Here is a 14,322-nt window from a genome sequence, read left to right on the forward strand (position 1 = left end):
GTCTGAAAATCCTCACAGCTTCGGCATCAATGGGCTTAACGCGCAGAAGCGCTGCCAGTCCTTGTTCTCCCTTGGAGTCCAGGCTGCTTCGGCAACAGCACCCAGACGGGGAAAAACCAGATGGTTGAAATAGTCCCGATTGAGGAAATGCTCCGACCAGATACAGGCCTGTACGCCCCGCATGCGCTCTTTCAGGGTGTCCGGAAATTCGCCCACCGCTTCATAGGTGTAAGTATGCCTGGGCGGAACCGTGCCGGCCCAGCTTGCGCCGGGTTCCTGAAAGGCTTCGTCCTGAACCATGTCGAGGTAATAGGCCTGACCGGGGGTCATCACGACATCATAGCCTTGTTGTGCAAGCTCTACACCCACTTCCGGCTTCTGCCACGCCATCAAAAGCGTGCCCCGAGGATCAACGCCTCCTCCATGGGAAACCTCATCCCAGCCTGCAAGATGCCTGCCGCGCTCAGCCAGCATTTCCTGCACGCGCTTCATGAAGTAGCTCTGAAGTCCGAACGTACCCTCTATGCCTTCCTGTTCCATCAACTTGCGGGCAAGCGGCGATGCCATCCAGGTGTTCGCGGCCACTTCATCGCCGCCCACATGAATCAGCTTCGAGGGAAATAGTTCGATCATCTCATCGAAGACCTGGCCGAGAAACGTGTAGGTGAGTTCAATCGCCGGATTGAGAGCATTATTCGGGAAGCCTTGAACCGAGCGGTAGCTATCCGGCGCTTCCTGTCCGTCCACCAGTTCGGGAAGCGCAACGAGTGTAGCGGTGCTATGTCCGGGAATATCGATTTCCGGCACGACTTCGACATTCAGGCCCGCAGCATGCGCCACAATTGCGCGAACATCATCCTGCGTGTAGAAGCCCCCAACTGGTTCTGCGCCATTGCCAAGCTGAGGCAGCATCGGCGCATCCGGCCCACGCTCGACGCCGAGCGTGGTCAATTGAGGATAGGCCTTGATCTCAAGGCGCCAGGCCTCATCATCCGTCAAATGCCAGTGGAAAATGTTGAGACGCATCCACGCCAGGATATCGATCAGGCGAAGGATATCGGCAACGGGATAGAATTGCCGCGAAACATCCAGATGGCAGCCGCGCCATCCGTAGCGAGGGGCATCTTTAATGGTGCCGGAGGCCGGGAAGCGGAAAGTCTGTGGCTTCACGCGTGCGCCGTGCAAGAGTTGGGCAAGCGCCGTTAATCCGTATTGGCGACCGGCAATACCTCCATAGGCAAGCCTGATCTCTTCCCCGAAGGTCAAACGATAGCTTTCCGCTGGAAGGCTCACGTCTTTATCGAAGTGGATGGCGCGCCCTTCATGGACAGGTGCCAGCGCGAAGGGCTGGTGGCCTATCTGGAAGAGGCGGCGGTAAAGTTTTCCAACCTCGAGAATGGCCCGACGGTCCACGAGGTCCGCCGTCTCGGAAGGATAAAGTGCGATCGGCACGGTTTGACCGGGCGTCAAGTCGGCAGCCGCCGGCCATGGCAGCAACAGAAACGGCAGGCTCAACGCACCTGGCGGCATCAGCTCAGGCGCTGGTTCAGGCGGGTGTCCGGCCAGTAAGGCGTCATCCACACTGACGGCCACATGACGCCCATCCGCCAAAGTCAGATAGGCCGATTTGGCACCATCCGTGCGGTGGCGGGCTGGTCGCCACAAGGGCGAAACGGTGAACCGCCAGCTTCCGCCCGGATGCAGCACGAGCCCCTGCGGTGGGGCGAACTGATGAAAGTTGGCATTGCGACGGAGGAATAGCGCATTTTCGCAATGCGGATCCGCCGAATCCTTGATCCTCGTCAGCGATGTGTAGGCCAGCTTGAAATCGGTTATCGGTTCTTCCGAGAGGTTGATAAGGGTGAAGATAAAACGGCCGCAGCTATCGCCTTCGACGGGTTCCCAGACATTTTCGAGACGAAAGCTAACGTTGGTCATCACAGTTCCCTTTATCTGCTTGTTTTTTAGCACCGTCTCCCAAGGCGATGCGTCATGTGGTTTCAGTAATGCTCGGATTGCGAGAAGGTACGGGCAAGCTCGGCTTGACCTGCGGTGAGGCCACAATCCACCGGCAGACAGGTGCCGGTGATTGCTGCCGCCTGATCGCTGGACAGGAAAAACACCGCGTTCGCTACATCCTGCGCCGTCGCAATGCGCCGCAGCGCATACCAGCGTTTGGCTTCCTCGAAGACCTGAGGGTTGACCTTCGCTCTTTCTTCCCAGGCCTGGGTGCGCACCGTGCCGGGCGCAACCGCATTGGCGCGAATTCCGTACTTGCCATATTCGACCGCAAGCAGCCTGGTGAAATGAATGAGCCCTGCCTTCGCGGCGCTATAGGCGGGATGACCGAAGACTGCCATGCCATTGACCGATGCGATATTGATAACGGAGCCTGCATTGCGCTTGAGAGGCTCCTCCAGCGCACGAAAAGCAAGAAAGGCGGCTTCCAGATTGAGACTTAAATCCTGCCGCCAGATCGCTGCATCGGTATCGTGCAGGCAGACGGCGCGTGCTGCACCGGCATTGTTGATCAGCGTTTTTGCTTCGCCTTCGGCAGCCACTTGCTCGGCCATCTGCACCAGGCTTTCCTCGCTGGTGACATCGCAGGTGATCGTGACGTAGCGGGCTTCCGATCCCAGCGTAGCTTGCGTTTTTGCCAGCGCTTGCCCATCAATATCGACAAGCGCCACCAGATCGTGGCTATCCGCCAGCCGTTGTGCGATCGCGCGGCCAATATCGCCTGCGGCCCCGGTTACGACTGCGACGGAACGGGACATGACTAATCTCCGAGAATTTGCCGGTCGTCACCATCTCGATGTTCGACCAGTTGCTGCTTGATATGACGAAGGGTGACGGTGGACAGTTTGCGATTGCGGTAGGCAACCAGACTGGCAAGAATGTCCACCACGGCCAGAAAGGCAAAGCGGGTTGAAGTTGGGCGGTAAATATTGTCGCCCTCCGGCAGATCGATGCCGATAACGGTTTCTGCAGCCTCTGCAACAGGACTGCCGCTCTGGGTCAAGGCAATCGTACTGATGCCGTTTTCATGGGCCAGCCTGAAGCAGCGCGCCAACTCTGTGTTTCGGCCGGAGAAAGAGGAGCCGATCAACACGTCATTGCTATGCGCGGCAGCGGTCAACATCAGTTGCATATTGTGATCGTTGCTGGCCGTGACGCGGGATCCGAGGCGAAACAAGCGGTTCTGAAGTTCGCTGGCCACGAGAGAAGAATTGCCACCGGAGCCGAATGCGTAAATCATGTCCGCGCGCGAGAGCCGATCCGCCGCCCTTTCCAGAAGGACAGGATCCAGCGCCTTATGGATCAGGTACAGCGCATTCTGGGCTTTCGTGATGATATCTTCCGCAACGTCTGCCGGTTCAGTGCTTTTTGCTTCCGGGTTCAGGTACCGCACGCCCACGAAGGCGGTTTTGGCCAGCCGCACCTTGAAATCGGCAAAGCTCTGACAACCAAGGCGGCGGCAAAACCGTGTCACTGTGGGCGGAGAAACCTCGGCCTTCTCAGCCAGCTCTATGATCGATGCATTCACCGCAAAATCGAAATCCCCCAGCAGGATATCGGCTATCCTCTGCTCGGATGTCGAAAACTGACTGCGTTCTTCCTGAATTTTCGCGAAAATATCCATCAACCCATCTAGCCCAAATCAAACTTTGCGTTTGTAGGCTATGCAGTCGATCTCCACCTTGCAATCAACCATCATACTGGCCTGTACACAGGCGCGCGCGGGAGGATGTTCGCCGAAATAACCCTGATAGATCCTGTTGAAACTCCAGAAGTCGCGGGGATCATCCAGCCAGACACCGCAGCGCACGACATCCTCCACGCCGTAGCCGGCCTCGTGAAGAATGGCGATCAGGTTCTGGATTGCCTTGTGTGACTGCTCGACGATGCCGCCGGTGATGATCTCACCGTCTTCCATCGCCACCTGTCCGGATACGTGGAGCCACCCATCGGCTTCCACTGCCCGTGCAAAGGGTAGGCGTTGCCCGCCTGCGCCTGCCTTTTCGGCACCGTAACGAATGATCGACATGACACTCCGTGGAAATTATTTTCTTGTATCGTTGACACTGGACCATATTCGCGGGAATTTGACCAGAGTTTTTCCAAGATGATGAAAAGAATTTAGATAAAGGTGCTGCATGCGTGATCCCTTCCGTAACCCATTCCCGCAGACGGATGAAGCTCGCCACGCGATCTGGGAGATGTTGGTCCATCGCGACATAGACGCTTTCCTTGCCGCGAACTGGTCCATGGTGGCGGATGATTTCGTCGAGGAAGGCTTCATCGGCATCTCCGGCAATCGAAATCCGAATCCCGATGCCTGGCGTTTGGCTTTTCCAACGCTTGCCGCCTACCGCGAGGAATGGCTTCGTCAGGCCCGTGAATTTGCTCTGCAAAGCTATGGCGAAGATCCCCGAACAGCGATTTTTACCACAACGACCCTGGAAGATATCGAGATCGAAGGCGAGATGGCGCTTGTCCGCAAGAAGTTCGATGGCGGTATTCGCAAGTCCGATGGCGCACTGGACGTCATGAAATGGCAGACGCTTTACTATTGTCGCTTTCATGATGGCCGCTGGAAGATTTCCGGCTTTACCGGCTATCTCCCGAACCCGACGGGCTGATTTCCACTTTACGTTTTAAGAAGGCAGTGCCCGTGCGGATATTCACAGCAGCCCTGGCAACAGAAACCAATACATTTGCTCCGATCTGTATTGATCGACGTGGCTTCGAAGCATCGCTCTATGCACCTCCCGGCCAACACCCGGCGACCCCAACACTCTGCACGGCGCCAATCACCGTAGGTCGCCGGGTGTGTGCTGAAAAGGGTTGGACGCTGATCGAGGGGACAGCAGCTTGGGCCGATCCTGCGGGGCTTATCAACCGGAGAGCATATGAGAGCCTGCGGGATGAGATTCTGGAGCAGTTAAAAGCGGCCTTGCCTGTGGACGGGGTCGTGCTCGGTCTGCATGGCGCAATGGTCGCTGACGGTTATCTCGACCCGGAGGGCGATCTCCTTGCCCGCATCCGGGATGTTGTGGGGCCTGATATTCTTGTTTGCGCGGAGCTTGATCCGCACAGCCACCTGACCGCAAAGCGCGTGCAAGCGGCGGACTTTTTCGTCGCCTTCAAGGAGTTTCCGCACACGGATTTCGTCGATCGGGCGCAAGATCTGTGGAACATTGCGGTGGCGCAGCTTGAAGGCCGCGTAGCGCCGGTCATGTCCGTCTTCGACTGCCGAATGATCGACGTCTTTCCCACCTCGAAAGAGCCCATGCGTTCTTTCGTGGACAGGCTGATGGAGATCGAGGCAAGCGACGACGACGTGCTGTCTCTCTCCGTCATTCATGGCTTCATGGCGGGCGATGTGCCTGAAATGGGTACCAAGGTCATTGCTGTCACCAATGGCAAGGCGGAGAAGGGGCAGGCGTTGGCCAGGAAACTAGGCCTTGAGTTGTTTTCCAAGCGAGGCACTTTCATGATGCCTTCAATGGATGAGAAGCAGGCCGTGTCGCAGGCCCTTCTATCCAGCCAAGGGCCGGTGGTGATTGCGGATATGTGGGATAATCCGGGCGGCGGGACTGCGGGCGATGCAACGGTTTTGCTGGAGGAGCTTCTGGCCCGCGGTGCGCAAAACTGCGCCATCGGAATGATCTGGGACCCTATTGCCGTTCAAATCTGCATGGCAGCCGGTGAAGGCGCTGAAATTCCGCTGCGATTTGGTGCAAAGTCAGCGCCCGGGACCGGTCATCCGGTTGATGGTCTGGTTAAGGTGGTGAAGCTTCAGCCCAATGCGGAGATGCGATTCGGCGACAGCATCGCACCGTTTGGGGATGCGGCGCATATTCACCTGAAAGGCATCGACATCATTCTCAGTTCGGTACGGGTTCAGAGCTATGATCCCTCGTTGTTTACAGCATTAGGTATAGATCCATTAACCAAGCATATACTGGTCATCAAATCGACCAATCATTTTTATGCTGCTTTCTCAAAGATCGCCGCGGAGATCCTTTACTGCGCTGCCGGTACGCCCTATCCCAACAACCCCGCGCTAACGCCGTATCGTCATGCGCGAAAGGATATCTGGCCCATCATGGCCGATCCGCACGGAACAGAGGCAGCCTGAGTATGGACACCAAGACGCATTTTGCCGCCAATCTGCCGAAGCCGGGCGATAGTCTCGCCAGCCTTTCGACGCCAATTCCGGTCATCGATGAAGACCGCCTTGCGGCCAATATCCGCCGTGTGCAGTCCTATATGGATGAACATCATCTGGCCTTCCGGCCTCATATCAAGACCCACAAGATCCCGGCCCTGGCTCGACAACAGGTGGAGGCTGGCGCGCGTGGTATCAACTGTCAGAAAATCAGCGAGGCAGAAGTTTTCGCTGCGCAGGGTTTTGAGGATATTCTTATCACCTACAATATCCTGGGAGATGCGAAGCTTCAGCGCTTGGCCAACCTGAATGACAGGATCTCCGGCATCAAAGTCGTCGCGGACAGTATCGTGACCGTAACGAGCCTCGCTGCCTATTTTACCGGACGCAAACCCCTGACGGTTCTGGTGGAATGCGACACCGGCGGTGGCCGCTGTGGCGTTCAGACGCCCGATGAGGCCGCGGCACTTGCGCGTGGTATCGCGGCCAGCAGAAGCCTCGTTTTCGGCGGGCTGATGACCTATCCGAAGCCCGATACGGAAGAGGCCGTGGAGCATTTCTTCATCGCCACCATGGCCTATCTGGCGATTGACGGCATCGATTGCCGCATTCGCTCCAATGGCGGCACGCCGAGTCTCTTTCGCGCTCATCTTGTGCCATCTGCCACGGAACACCGTGCTGGCACCTATATCTACAATGATCGCGCGATGGCGAGAGCAGGTCACTGCACGCTGGATGACTGTGCAATGCATGTCCTGGCAACGGTTGTTTCTCGGCCAACGCCGGACCGGGTGATACTCGATGCGGGATCCAAGGCCCTTACATCGGATCTGCTGGGTTTTTCAGATTACGGACATATCGTCGAATTTCCGGATGCGGTTATTACCAGCCTTTCGGAAGAACATGCAGTGGTCGATATATCAGGTATCGACGGCATCCGCCCGGAGATCGGCGAGCGTGTTCGCATCATTCCCAACCACACCTGCGTGATATCCAATCTGTTCGACCGGATGACTTTTCATCGCGACGGCATTGTGACACGGGTGGAAGATGTTGCTGCGCGTGGATTGGTGTGGTGAGGCTCTGCGCGCCAAAAGCCTAGCCTTCGCCGCGGGCGCCAACTTCCTGCTTCCGTTTTCTGGCTATAGACCCCGGATAACAAGGCCGGGATCCACCGCCTTGGCTAGCCGGGCGGTGGATCAGAAGTCAGATTGCAATCGTCAGGTACCGATTTTCTGGATGCTTGCGATCAAACCGACAACACCGCCGCGTGGATCATTGACGGTCGAGATCATGCGGTAGCCGCCTGCCGAAACATCAATCCTGGTCTTTCGGCTGTCATAAAGTGTACGGAACAGCTTGGCGCGATCGACGGAACCCGCCGGAATCAGCTGCATGTTTGTGCCATTATCATTGGTGTAGGGCACCGCAAACTGATGCGCGACCCTCAGATTGCTGGTCGTCGACGAGAAGATCATCAGTCCCTCGGCGCCGCGCAGCCCGAAATTGCGATCCGCAAAGTAAACGCCGCCGAATATAACGTTCTCTTCGTCATTCGGTCCAAAATAGTAGCGATTGCGGATCTGCACGAGCGGGGAGTCCAGCTCGCCGGTGGCATGATCCTCCATGAAATTGACCATATGGCCGTGCTCCATATAGAGGTCGCCATCATCCTTTCGCCAATCCTTCACGACAAGGTTTTCGTCGGTATTGTTATAGACAATGCCCAGCAGCTTTTTCGGATTTTCCAGGAACAGATAGAGAAGGATTGCGGCGAGGACGATAACGATAACAGTCACAACCGTCTTCATTCCCAGTGAGGTGATGCCGGTGCGGGTTGCCTGAAGGATGGTTTGGCCGCCTCGCCACGCGGTCCAGGTGAGCTTGGCCCAGGCAGTTCCAACGGTGAACAGGCCGCTCGAAACCGTCTCAATGGCCAATTGCCCCACGGTTTTGGCGTTGGACATGGCTTCGAGCCGCTTGCTCAAGGTGTACACATAATCATACACCTGCTGGCCCGTGTAGTTCACAATGATGTTGTAGTTGTGCTGCGTGACACTGATGTTCGGTTCCAACTCGATGTCATCACCGGCAAGAACGCGTTGGATCAGTTTTTCATTGTCCTGTTTGTTTGCTATAGAGCCATCCATGCCTTCGTGTTGATCGATGGCATGCAAAGCTGCTTCCAGCATGCGGGCCCGAAGACGGCTTAATCTTTGTTTTTCCGTCATCGCCTCGTTGCTGATGATCGATTTCAAGTCAGTGTTCCAACGGGCATCAAGTCTGTCGATAAGCTCCAGCGCTACTTGGCGCGGGGTCACATTCGTGTGCGTGATGAGTTCCACTGTCTTTCTCCCTGCCTCCGATTGTATGGGGCAGGCGAAATAAACTCTCTGCGCGAACATGCTGCAATACAAATAAATTACAGGTTGCGTTCAGCAAATCTAATTCAGGAGGGCTCAGCCGCGCGGTCCGCGTTTATTGCGCGCAAAAGCGCGGTGTAGATGGATAAATACCATTGAGCGATGACGGGAAGCATACCATCAACCGTATCCTGCCACGCGGTGCGGCTGAACACATTTTGCGCGATTGCACTCAAAACCGGTCACTCTGCCGCCTTGGATGCTGGTGGCATGCCTTGATGTTGTGGAATGGCTCTGGCGGCGGCAGGAACTGCCGCTCGCCTGAATGCTTGTGCTTACGCGGCTGAGACGTCCGGCATTTCCAGTTTCTGCCAGTCCACATGCCTCTCCAATGCCTGTTCGTTTTCGTCAAACAGATGGCAATCGGCGGTATGAATGCCAATTGTCACGGGCTCGTCGACGCGCAATGGTGCGGAGCCGGGAAGCAGGGCGCAGAAGGGTTCACCTGAGGTCAGCGCCGCATAGGCTACCGTGTTCACGCCCAGCCGCTCAATGACGGAGGGGATCATTCTGATCTTCATGTCGCCGCCCGCAAGCGCGATATGCTCCGGTCGGATGCCAAGCGTCAGGCGCTGGCCGGCGATATTGCCCCGCGGTGTTACCGGCACCGTGATCAGCTGGTCTCCGAAGCGTACCGTCACACCAGCCTCACTCACACTTTCACCCATGACAGGTACGAAGTTCATTTTGGGATTGCCGATGAAACCAGCAACGAAAAGATTTTGCGGCTTATGATAGAGCTCAAGTGGGGCGCCAACCTGTGCGATTTCACCGGCGTTCAGCACAACAATGCGGTCGGCCATCGTCATCGCTTCCACCTGATCGTGCGTGACATAGATCATTGTCGCCTTAAGATCGCGATGGAGCTTCGAAAGCTCGATGCGCATATCGGCACGCAGTGCAGCATCCAGGTTTGAAAGTGGTTCATCGAAGAGGAAGATCTTGGGCTCGCGCACGATCGCACGACCAATGGCGACACGTTGACGTTGTCCGCCAGACAGCATGCCAGGCTTTTGTTGCAGACGCTTGTCCAGTTGCAGGATCTTGGCGACAGCCTCCACCTTCTCGCGGATTTTCTGCTCCGGCAGTCGTTCGACGCGCAACGGAAATGCAATGTTTTCAAACACAGTCATATGCGGATAAAGCGCATAGGACTGAAACACCATGGCGATTCCACGCTGCACCGGCGGCTTGTCATTCACCCGCACGCCGTCGATCACAATGTCTCCGGCGCTGGTGGAATCCAGTCCGGCGATCATGCGCAGCAGCGTGGATTTTCCGCAGCCGGAGGGGCCGACGAAGACGACGAATTCGCCATCCTTCACGTCCAGGCCGATGCTTTTCAGCACTTCGAAGTCCCCGTAGAACTTCTGTACTTTGTCGAGATAAAGCTGTCCCAAATTCTTCTCCCGTTCGCCGAAACGAGCGGCTTTCACGGCTGATGAGGATGAGGAAGACGCAAAGGCCAGGGGTGATGCCTGCGCCTTCCTCTCTGGTTCTTACTTGTACTGTTCCAGTTCGGCTGCTGCCTTCTTCAACGCAGCCTCCGGCTCAGCTTTGCCCGTCACGACCGATTGAACCATCTCGATCATGACATTCTGGAAGCCCTTGTAATCCTTAAAGAGCGGCTCCGGACCACCATAGGTGATGCCTTCTACAAACGGCTTCCAGTAGGGCTTGTCCTTGATGAGTTGGTCAACCTTGGCGGAGGGGCGCAGAGGTGTCAGGCCGCTGTCCGTGGTCAGCTCATACTCTTCTTGAGGAGCAGGTGACGTGATGAACTTGGCAAATTCGATTGCCTTTTCCTCAACGCCCGATCCCTTGAAGATGGCGAGACTGTCGGTAATCAGGAGGGTGCCTGGTCCCTTGGCGTCAGGACCGAGAGGGAGTGTTGTGACACCCCAGTTGATGTTGCTGTTCAGCAAGCGATAGGCCGCGCCGGTGCTGTTCTGGATCATGCCAGCCTTGCCGTCGAGAAAGACGGCTCGGATTTCATTCTGCTCGTAGGCAGTTGCGCCTTCGACGGAGAAAGGCGTGATATCCTTGTAGGCCTTCAAGGCCGCAAGCACTTGCGGACTGTCTGCAACGATCTTGTCACCATCGATGAGCTTGCCATTGTTGGTGTAAACCCAGTGCATGAACTGGTGCATTGTATTGTCAAAGGTCTTGGCAGGCAGGCCATACCCGGCAATGCCGGTCTTTTCCTTGATCTGCTTGGCGAAGGCGATTTCTTCAGCCCAGGTCTTCGGTGGCGTTTCCGGGTCGAGACCGGCCTGCTTGAACAGGTCCTTGTTCCAGTAGAGCGCCTTTGTCGAGAAGGCGATCGGCACGCCCCATTGCGTGTCTTCAAACGTGACAGTGTCTACGATATGCGGATAATAGCTCTTCTTTTCCTCATCCGACATCGGCACCGGAACGATGAGATCGTTTTCGGCGAATTCCTTCAGAGTACGTGAGCCAACATAGGCCATGGCAACCGGCGTACCTGCGGCTGCAAGAGTGGTGGCCTTGTCTTGGCACTGTGCCCAGCCAACAACTTCCGCCGCGATCTTCCAGCCCGCATTCTTGCCTTCCCATTCCTTGATGTACTTCTCATGGACAGGGTCGATCTTGTCACCGCAATAAATCCACGAAATCTCCTTGTCAGCGGCATGGGCGCCGAGTGTGCCGAGCGCAGTGGATGTGGCAAGGGCAAGCGCGTAAAGCCCAGTCTTTACAGTCATTGTCACGGTCAGTCTCCCATTCTCTGGTGGTTGTTTTATTGTTTCACCGCGCCGGCGGTGAGGCCGCTGACGAGATAGCGTTGCAGGAAGAAGATCACGATCATGGCTGGGGTAATGCCGACGAAACTCGCGGCCATCAATTCGTTCCAGACCACTTCCTGGCGACCGAAATAGGCATAGAGGCCTACCGGCAAAGGCATGTATTCGCTCTTGGCATTGAAGGTCAGGGCGAAGATGAACTGCTGTGCGTAGGAGCCAATGAAGGTTGTGATGGCAACCACCGTAATGCCCGGCATCGCAATCGGCAAAATGACCCTCCGAAGCGTGTAAAGGTGGCTTGCTCCATCGACATAGGCCGCCTCATCCAGTTCGCGCGGGATGCGCATCATATAGGTGCGCAGCAGCCAGATGGCCGAGGGGATAAGGAAGGCGACGCCCGGCACGATCATTGCGAAATAGGTGTTGAGCACCCCGAGATTGCGCATGAGCCGGAAAAGCGGGATCAGCAGAACCGCGCCGGAGAACATGTTGACAGCCAGGAAAGCGCCGAGGAGCGTGCCGCGACCTTTAAATTCAAATCGGGCGAAGACATAGGCCGCAGGCACCACGAGCACCAGCACTACGGCGGTTACAATGGTGGAGATGAAGAAGGAGTTGAATATGTAGCGGCCAAATTCTGGAACGCTCTGCCACATCGTTACATAGGCGCGGAAGGAACCGTTCTCTGGAATGAAGCGGTAGGGAGAGGAAAACAGCTGGCTCAACGGCTTCAGCGACACCAGAAAACCTTCGACGAATGGAGCCAGTACGAAGGATAGAAAGACGAAGATCCCGCAGTAGATGCCGATGATTTCATACCAGCGATAGCGGTTGATTAGCTGTGGAGGCTCTCTCATCGCTTTTCTCCTGAGGTCAGGCGGCTGGTGACGCGGAAATAACAAACGCAGAAGATGGAGAGGAATATACAGATCAGCACTGCACGGGCTGCCCCCTCGCCGTATTTCTTGGAACCAATGGCCGTGCGATAGGTGTCGATGATCATCGTCGTAGTTTCGCCGTTCGGGCCGCCCTGGGTGAGAATCCAGATGATGTCGAACGAGTTGAATGTCGCGATCAGCGAAAGCATGGACATCGTAATCATGGACGGAACAAGTAGCGGGAGTGTGATGCGGCGGAAGCGATAGAAGCGTCCTGCGCCATCGGTCCATGCTGCCTCATAAAGGTCCTGCGGAATCGCCTGCATGGCAGCAAGCATATAGAGCGTGACCATAGGCACGCCGATCCAGACATCTGTGATGATGGTTGCCCAAAAGGCGGTGGAGCCGTGCGCCAGAAATGCAACGGGGCCGTCAACGATGCCGAAGCGCTGTAACAGGCCGGAGATCATGCCGAACTGGCCATTATACATCCAGCCCCACATGAAGATGCCGATGGCCATCGGCACGATCCAGGGTGGCATCGTCAGCACTCGGAACAGGGCGCGCCCGGGCACTGCGGCATTCAGCATGGACGCCCCGAAAGTGCCGATCATCATCTTGATGGAGACGGAAAAGAAGGTCCAGATGAAGGTGCGAAGGATAACTTCAGCAAAGGTCGCGTTGAAAATCTTGTCGTAGTTGTCCCAGCCAACCCAGTTGGTCGTTCTCTTGAGCGATGCATCCGTGAACGACAGGATGAAGGTGTCCACCAGTGGATAGGCGACGATCAGCAACACATAGAACAAAGCTGGCGCAAGCAGGATCCAGGCAAATATGACGGCGCTTTTTCTGGCGTCCATCTCTGCTCTCCTCAGGCTGTCTTCGCCTGAGAAGCGGGTGCGCTTCCGTGAAGGCAGGTATCATAGCGTTCCCACACAGGGGCAAGATCAATGACCTTGCGGTTCTGGCGCGCCTCGTCCATCGCAAGCGCTAGAATGCCTGCTTCAATGGCATCGAGAGCGGAAACAGGTAGGGCCGCCCCGCTGGTCATATGCGCCAGAACGTCTGCTGCCATCTGCTCATCCGCGCCATAGTGATGGGATGTGGTCGACGGTGCCTGATAGCGGTTCGATATGCGCTTTTCGCTGGTATGCGCGTCGTGCACATCCATGAAGCCACGTACGAAATCGCCCTCTGCCATGCCCTTGGAACCCATGACGCAGAAACGGCGGAATTCATCCGGCACATTCAGGTTTGTATGGAAGGTCAGAGAGGCGCCGCTCTCATATTCGACAATGGCGGTCTGGTAATCGATGATGTCGCCGTCGCTATCGAAGACCTTGTCGGACCCAAGCCAACCGCTTGGCTTGCGGTGATAAACTTCAAGGTCGTTCAGTCCAACATTGCCCGGGGCATTGCTTGGCGTGAAGCTTTTGCGTCCGCCAAAACTCGCAACGTAGCGCGGCCGTGCGCCAACAACCCCGTTGTAAAGATCCAGATCGTGGCAGCATTTTTCCAGCATGAAACTTCCGGCATAGCGGCTGTATCGACGCCAATCCCGCATGAAGAAAGCGCCGTGATAGGGCGCGATATGTTCGGATGCTTCGATGGATACCACTTCGCCGAGAAGCCCCTCCGCCTGGGCCTTGCGGAGATCGCGGTAGAGAGGGGAGTAACGAAGGACGAGGCCGACCAGCAGCCGGTCGTGACCATAGCGGTTGAGCAGCGACGCGAGCTGGAAGCTTTCTTCGATGGAAACGACGATTGGTTTTTCGGTAAAGACAGTAAGCCCAGCTTCGAGTCCGATACGGATGTGGTCGAGATGCAGGTGATTGGGAGAGCCGATCATCAGAAGATCGAAGCTTTCGCTGGCAATCAGCGCTTCAGGTGTGTCGTAGGCGCGTCCAGCCGGGATTCCTGCTTCCAGCAATCTCGGCATTCCAGCAGGAGCGGGATCCACATAGCCCACAATTTCAAAGTTCGGATCGATCTGACTGAAGATCTGACCGAGGTAGCCCAGCCGGAACCCCAACCCGATGATAGCGACTTTCATGTCGACGTTCCCCATTCACGTAATTATTTTT

At 56.3% G+C, this 14,322-nt stretch carries 13 protein-coding genes; 3 read left to right on the forward strand and 10 right to left on the reverse strand.

Annotation, left to right across the window (positions count from 1 at the left end; genetic code table 11):
• Nucleotides 1-12: 12 nt before the first annotated feature.
• The 4 genes from ACFSE1_RS18830 to ACFSE1_RS18845 all read right to left on the reverse strand — a co-directional run bounded on the left by ACFSE1_RS18830 (nt 13) and on the right by ACFSE1_RS18845 (nt 4,048).
• Nucleotides 13-1,938: a beta-N-acetylhexosaminidase gene (locus tag ACFSE1_RS18830; RefSeq protein WP_377404989.1), complete on the reverse strand. Its 1,926-nt coding sequence runs from the start codon at nt 1,936-1,938 to the stop codon at nt 13-15.
• Between the two features lie 62 nt (nt 1,939-2,000).
• Nucleotides 2,001-2,777, reverse strand: coding sequence for an SDR family oxidoreductase (locus ACFSE1_RS18835; RefSeq protein ID WP_377404991.1), 777 nt, complete (start codon nt 2,775-2,777; stop codon nt 2,001-2,003).
• A 2-nt stretch (nt 2,778-2,779) separates the two neighbouring features.
• Nucleotides 2,780-3,643, reverse strand: a complete 864-nt coding sequence (locus tag ACFSE1_RS18840) for a MurR/RpiR family transcriptional regulator (protein WP_377404994.1) — start codon at nt 3,641-3,643, stop codon at nt 2,780-2,782.
• A gap of 18 nt (nt 3,644-3,661) precedes the next feature.
• Complete coding sequence (locus ACFSE1_RS18845) at nt 3,662-4,048, reverse strand: RidA family protein (RefSeq protein WP_377404997.1); 387 nt, start codon at nt 4,046-4,048, stop codon at nt 3,662-3,664.
• A 109-nt stretch (nt 4,049-4,157) separates the two neighbouring features.
• Between ACFSE1_RS18845 and ACFSE1_RS18850 the strand changes: the two genes are divergently transcribed.
• Genes ACFSE1_RS18850 through ACFSE1_RS18860 form a run of 3 tightly spaced genes read left to right on the forward strand, consistent with a single transcriptional unit; the run spans nt 4,158 to nt 7,254 of the window.
• On the forward strand, nt 4,158-4,643 hold the full coding sequence (locus ACFSE1_RS18850) for a hypothetical protein (RefSeq protein WP_377405000.1): 486 nt from the start codon (nt 4,158-4,160) through the stop codon (nt 4,641-4,643).
• A 32-nt stretch (nt 4,644-4,675) separates the two neighbouring features.
• Nucleotides 4,676-6,145 carry a M81 family metallopeptidase gene (locus tag ACFSE1_RS18855; protein ID WP_377405003.1) on the forward strand — a complete coding sequence of 490 codons (1,470 nt, stop codon included), beginning with the start codon at nt 4,676-4,678 and terminating at the stop codon, nt 6,143-6,145.
• A 2-nt stretch (nt 6,146-6,147) separates the two neighbouring features.
• Nucleotides 6,148-7,254 (forward strand): D-TA family PLP-dependent enzyme, encoded by a 1,107-nt coding sequence (locus tag ACFSE1_RS18860; RefSeq protein ID WP_377405005.1) that lies wholly within the window; start codon nt 6,148-6,150, stop codon nt 7,252-7,254.
• A gap of 141 nt (nt 7,255-7,395) precedes the next feature.
• Here ACFSE1_RS18860 and ACFSE1_RS18865 read toward each other — a convergent pair whose 3' ends face one another.
• The 6 genes from ACFSE1_RS18865 to ACFSE1_RS18890 form a co-directional block, all read right to left on the reverse strand.
• On the reverse strand, nt 7,396-8,520 hold the full coding sequence (locus ACFSE1_RS18865) for a hypothetical protein (protein WP_377405008.1): 1,125 nt from the start codon (nt 8,518-8,520) through the stop codon (nt 7,396-7,398).
• Nucleotides 8,521-8,873: 353 nt separating this feature from the next.
• Entirely contained in the window at nt 8,874-9,998 is a 1,125-nt protein-coding gene (locus tag ACFSE1_RS18870) for an ABC transporter ATP-binding protein (protein WP_377405011.1), read from the reverse strand.
• Nucleotides 9,999-10,097: 99 nt separating this feature from the next.
• Entirely contained in the window at nt 10,098-11,321 is a 1,224-nt protein-coding gene (locus ACFSE1_RS18875) for an extracellular solute-binding protein (protein ID WP_377405109.1), read from the reverse strand.
• Nucleotides 11,322-11,356: 35 nt separating this feature from the next.
• Entirely contained in the window at nt 11,357-12,217 is an 861-nt protein-coding gene (locus ACFSE1_RS18880) for a carbohydrate ABC transporter permease (RefSeq protein ID WP_377405013.1), read from the reverse strand.
• Nucleotides 12,214-13,098 (reverse strand): carbohydrate ABC transporter permease, encoded by an 885-nt coding sequence (locus ACFSE1_RS18885; RefSeq protein WP_377405016.1) that lies wholly within the window; start codon nt 13,096-13,098, stop codon nt 12,214-12,216. Before ACFSE1_RS18885 ends, ACFSE1_RS18880 begins: the two co-directional genes overlap by 4 nt.
• An 11-nt stretch (nt 13,099-13,109) precedes the next feature.
• The gene (locus ACFSE1_RS18890; protein WP_377405019.1) at nt 13,110-14,291 is read right to left on the reverse strand and encodes a Gfo/Idh/MocA family protein; all 1,182 of its coding nucleotides are present in this window, start codon (nt 14,289-14,291) and stop codon (nt 13,110-13,112) included.
• Between the last annotated feature and the right edge of the window lie 31 nt (nt 14,292-14,322).

This window comes from Affinirhizobium helianthi (assembly GCF_042680945.1).
Taxonomy (GTDB): domain Bacteria; phylum Pseudomonadota; class Alphaproteobacteria; order Rhizobiales; family Rhizobiaceae; genus Neorhizobium; species Neorhizobium helianthi.

Excerpts from the sequence above, each read along its gene's own strand:
- ACFSE1_RS18885 (WP_377405016.1), bottom strand. The coding sequence starts at position 13,098 with ATGGACGCCAGAAAAAGCGCCGTCATATTTGCCTGGATCCTGCTTGCG.
- ACFSE1_RS18835 (WP_377404991.1), bottom strand. The coding sequence starts at position 2,777 with ATGTCCCGTTCCGTCGCAGTCGTAACCGGGGCCGCAGGCGATATTGGC.
- ACFSE1_RS18860 (WP_377405005.1), top strand. The coding sequence starts at position 6,148 with ATGGACACCAAGACGCATTTTGCCGCCAATCTGCCGAAGCCGGGCGAT.
- ACFSE1_RS18840 (WP_377404994.1), bottom strand. The coding sequence starts at position 3,643 with ATGGATATTTTCGCGAAAATTCAGGAAGAACGCAGTCAGTTTTCGACA.
- ACFSE1_RS18850 (WP_377405000.1), top strand. The coding sequence starts at position 4,158 with ATGCGTGATCCCTTCCGTAACCCATTCCCGCAGACGGATGAAGCTCGC.
- ACFSE1_RS18845 (WP_377404997.1), bottom strand. The coding sequence starts at position 4,048 with ATGTCGATCATTCGTTACGGTGCCGAAAAGGCAGGCGCAGGCGGGCAA.
- ACFSE1_RS18890 (WP_377405019.1), bottom strand. The coding sequence starts at position 14,291 with ATGAAAGTCGCTATCATCGGGTTGGGGTTCCGGCTGGGCTACCTCGGT.
- ACFSE1_RS18875 (WP_377405109.1), bottom strand. The coding sequence starts at position 11,321 with ATGACTGTAAAGACTGGGCTTTACGCGCTTGCCCTTGCCACATCCACT.
- ACFSE1_RS18830 (WP_377404989.1), bottom strand. The coding sequence starts at position 1,938 with ATGACCAACGTTAGCTTTCGTCTCGAAAATGTCTGGGAACCCGTCGAA.
- ACFSE1_RS18880 (WP_377405013.1), bottom strand. The coding sequence starts at position 12,217 with ATGAGAGAGCCTCCACAGCTAATCAACCGCTATCGCTGGTATGAAATC.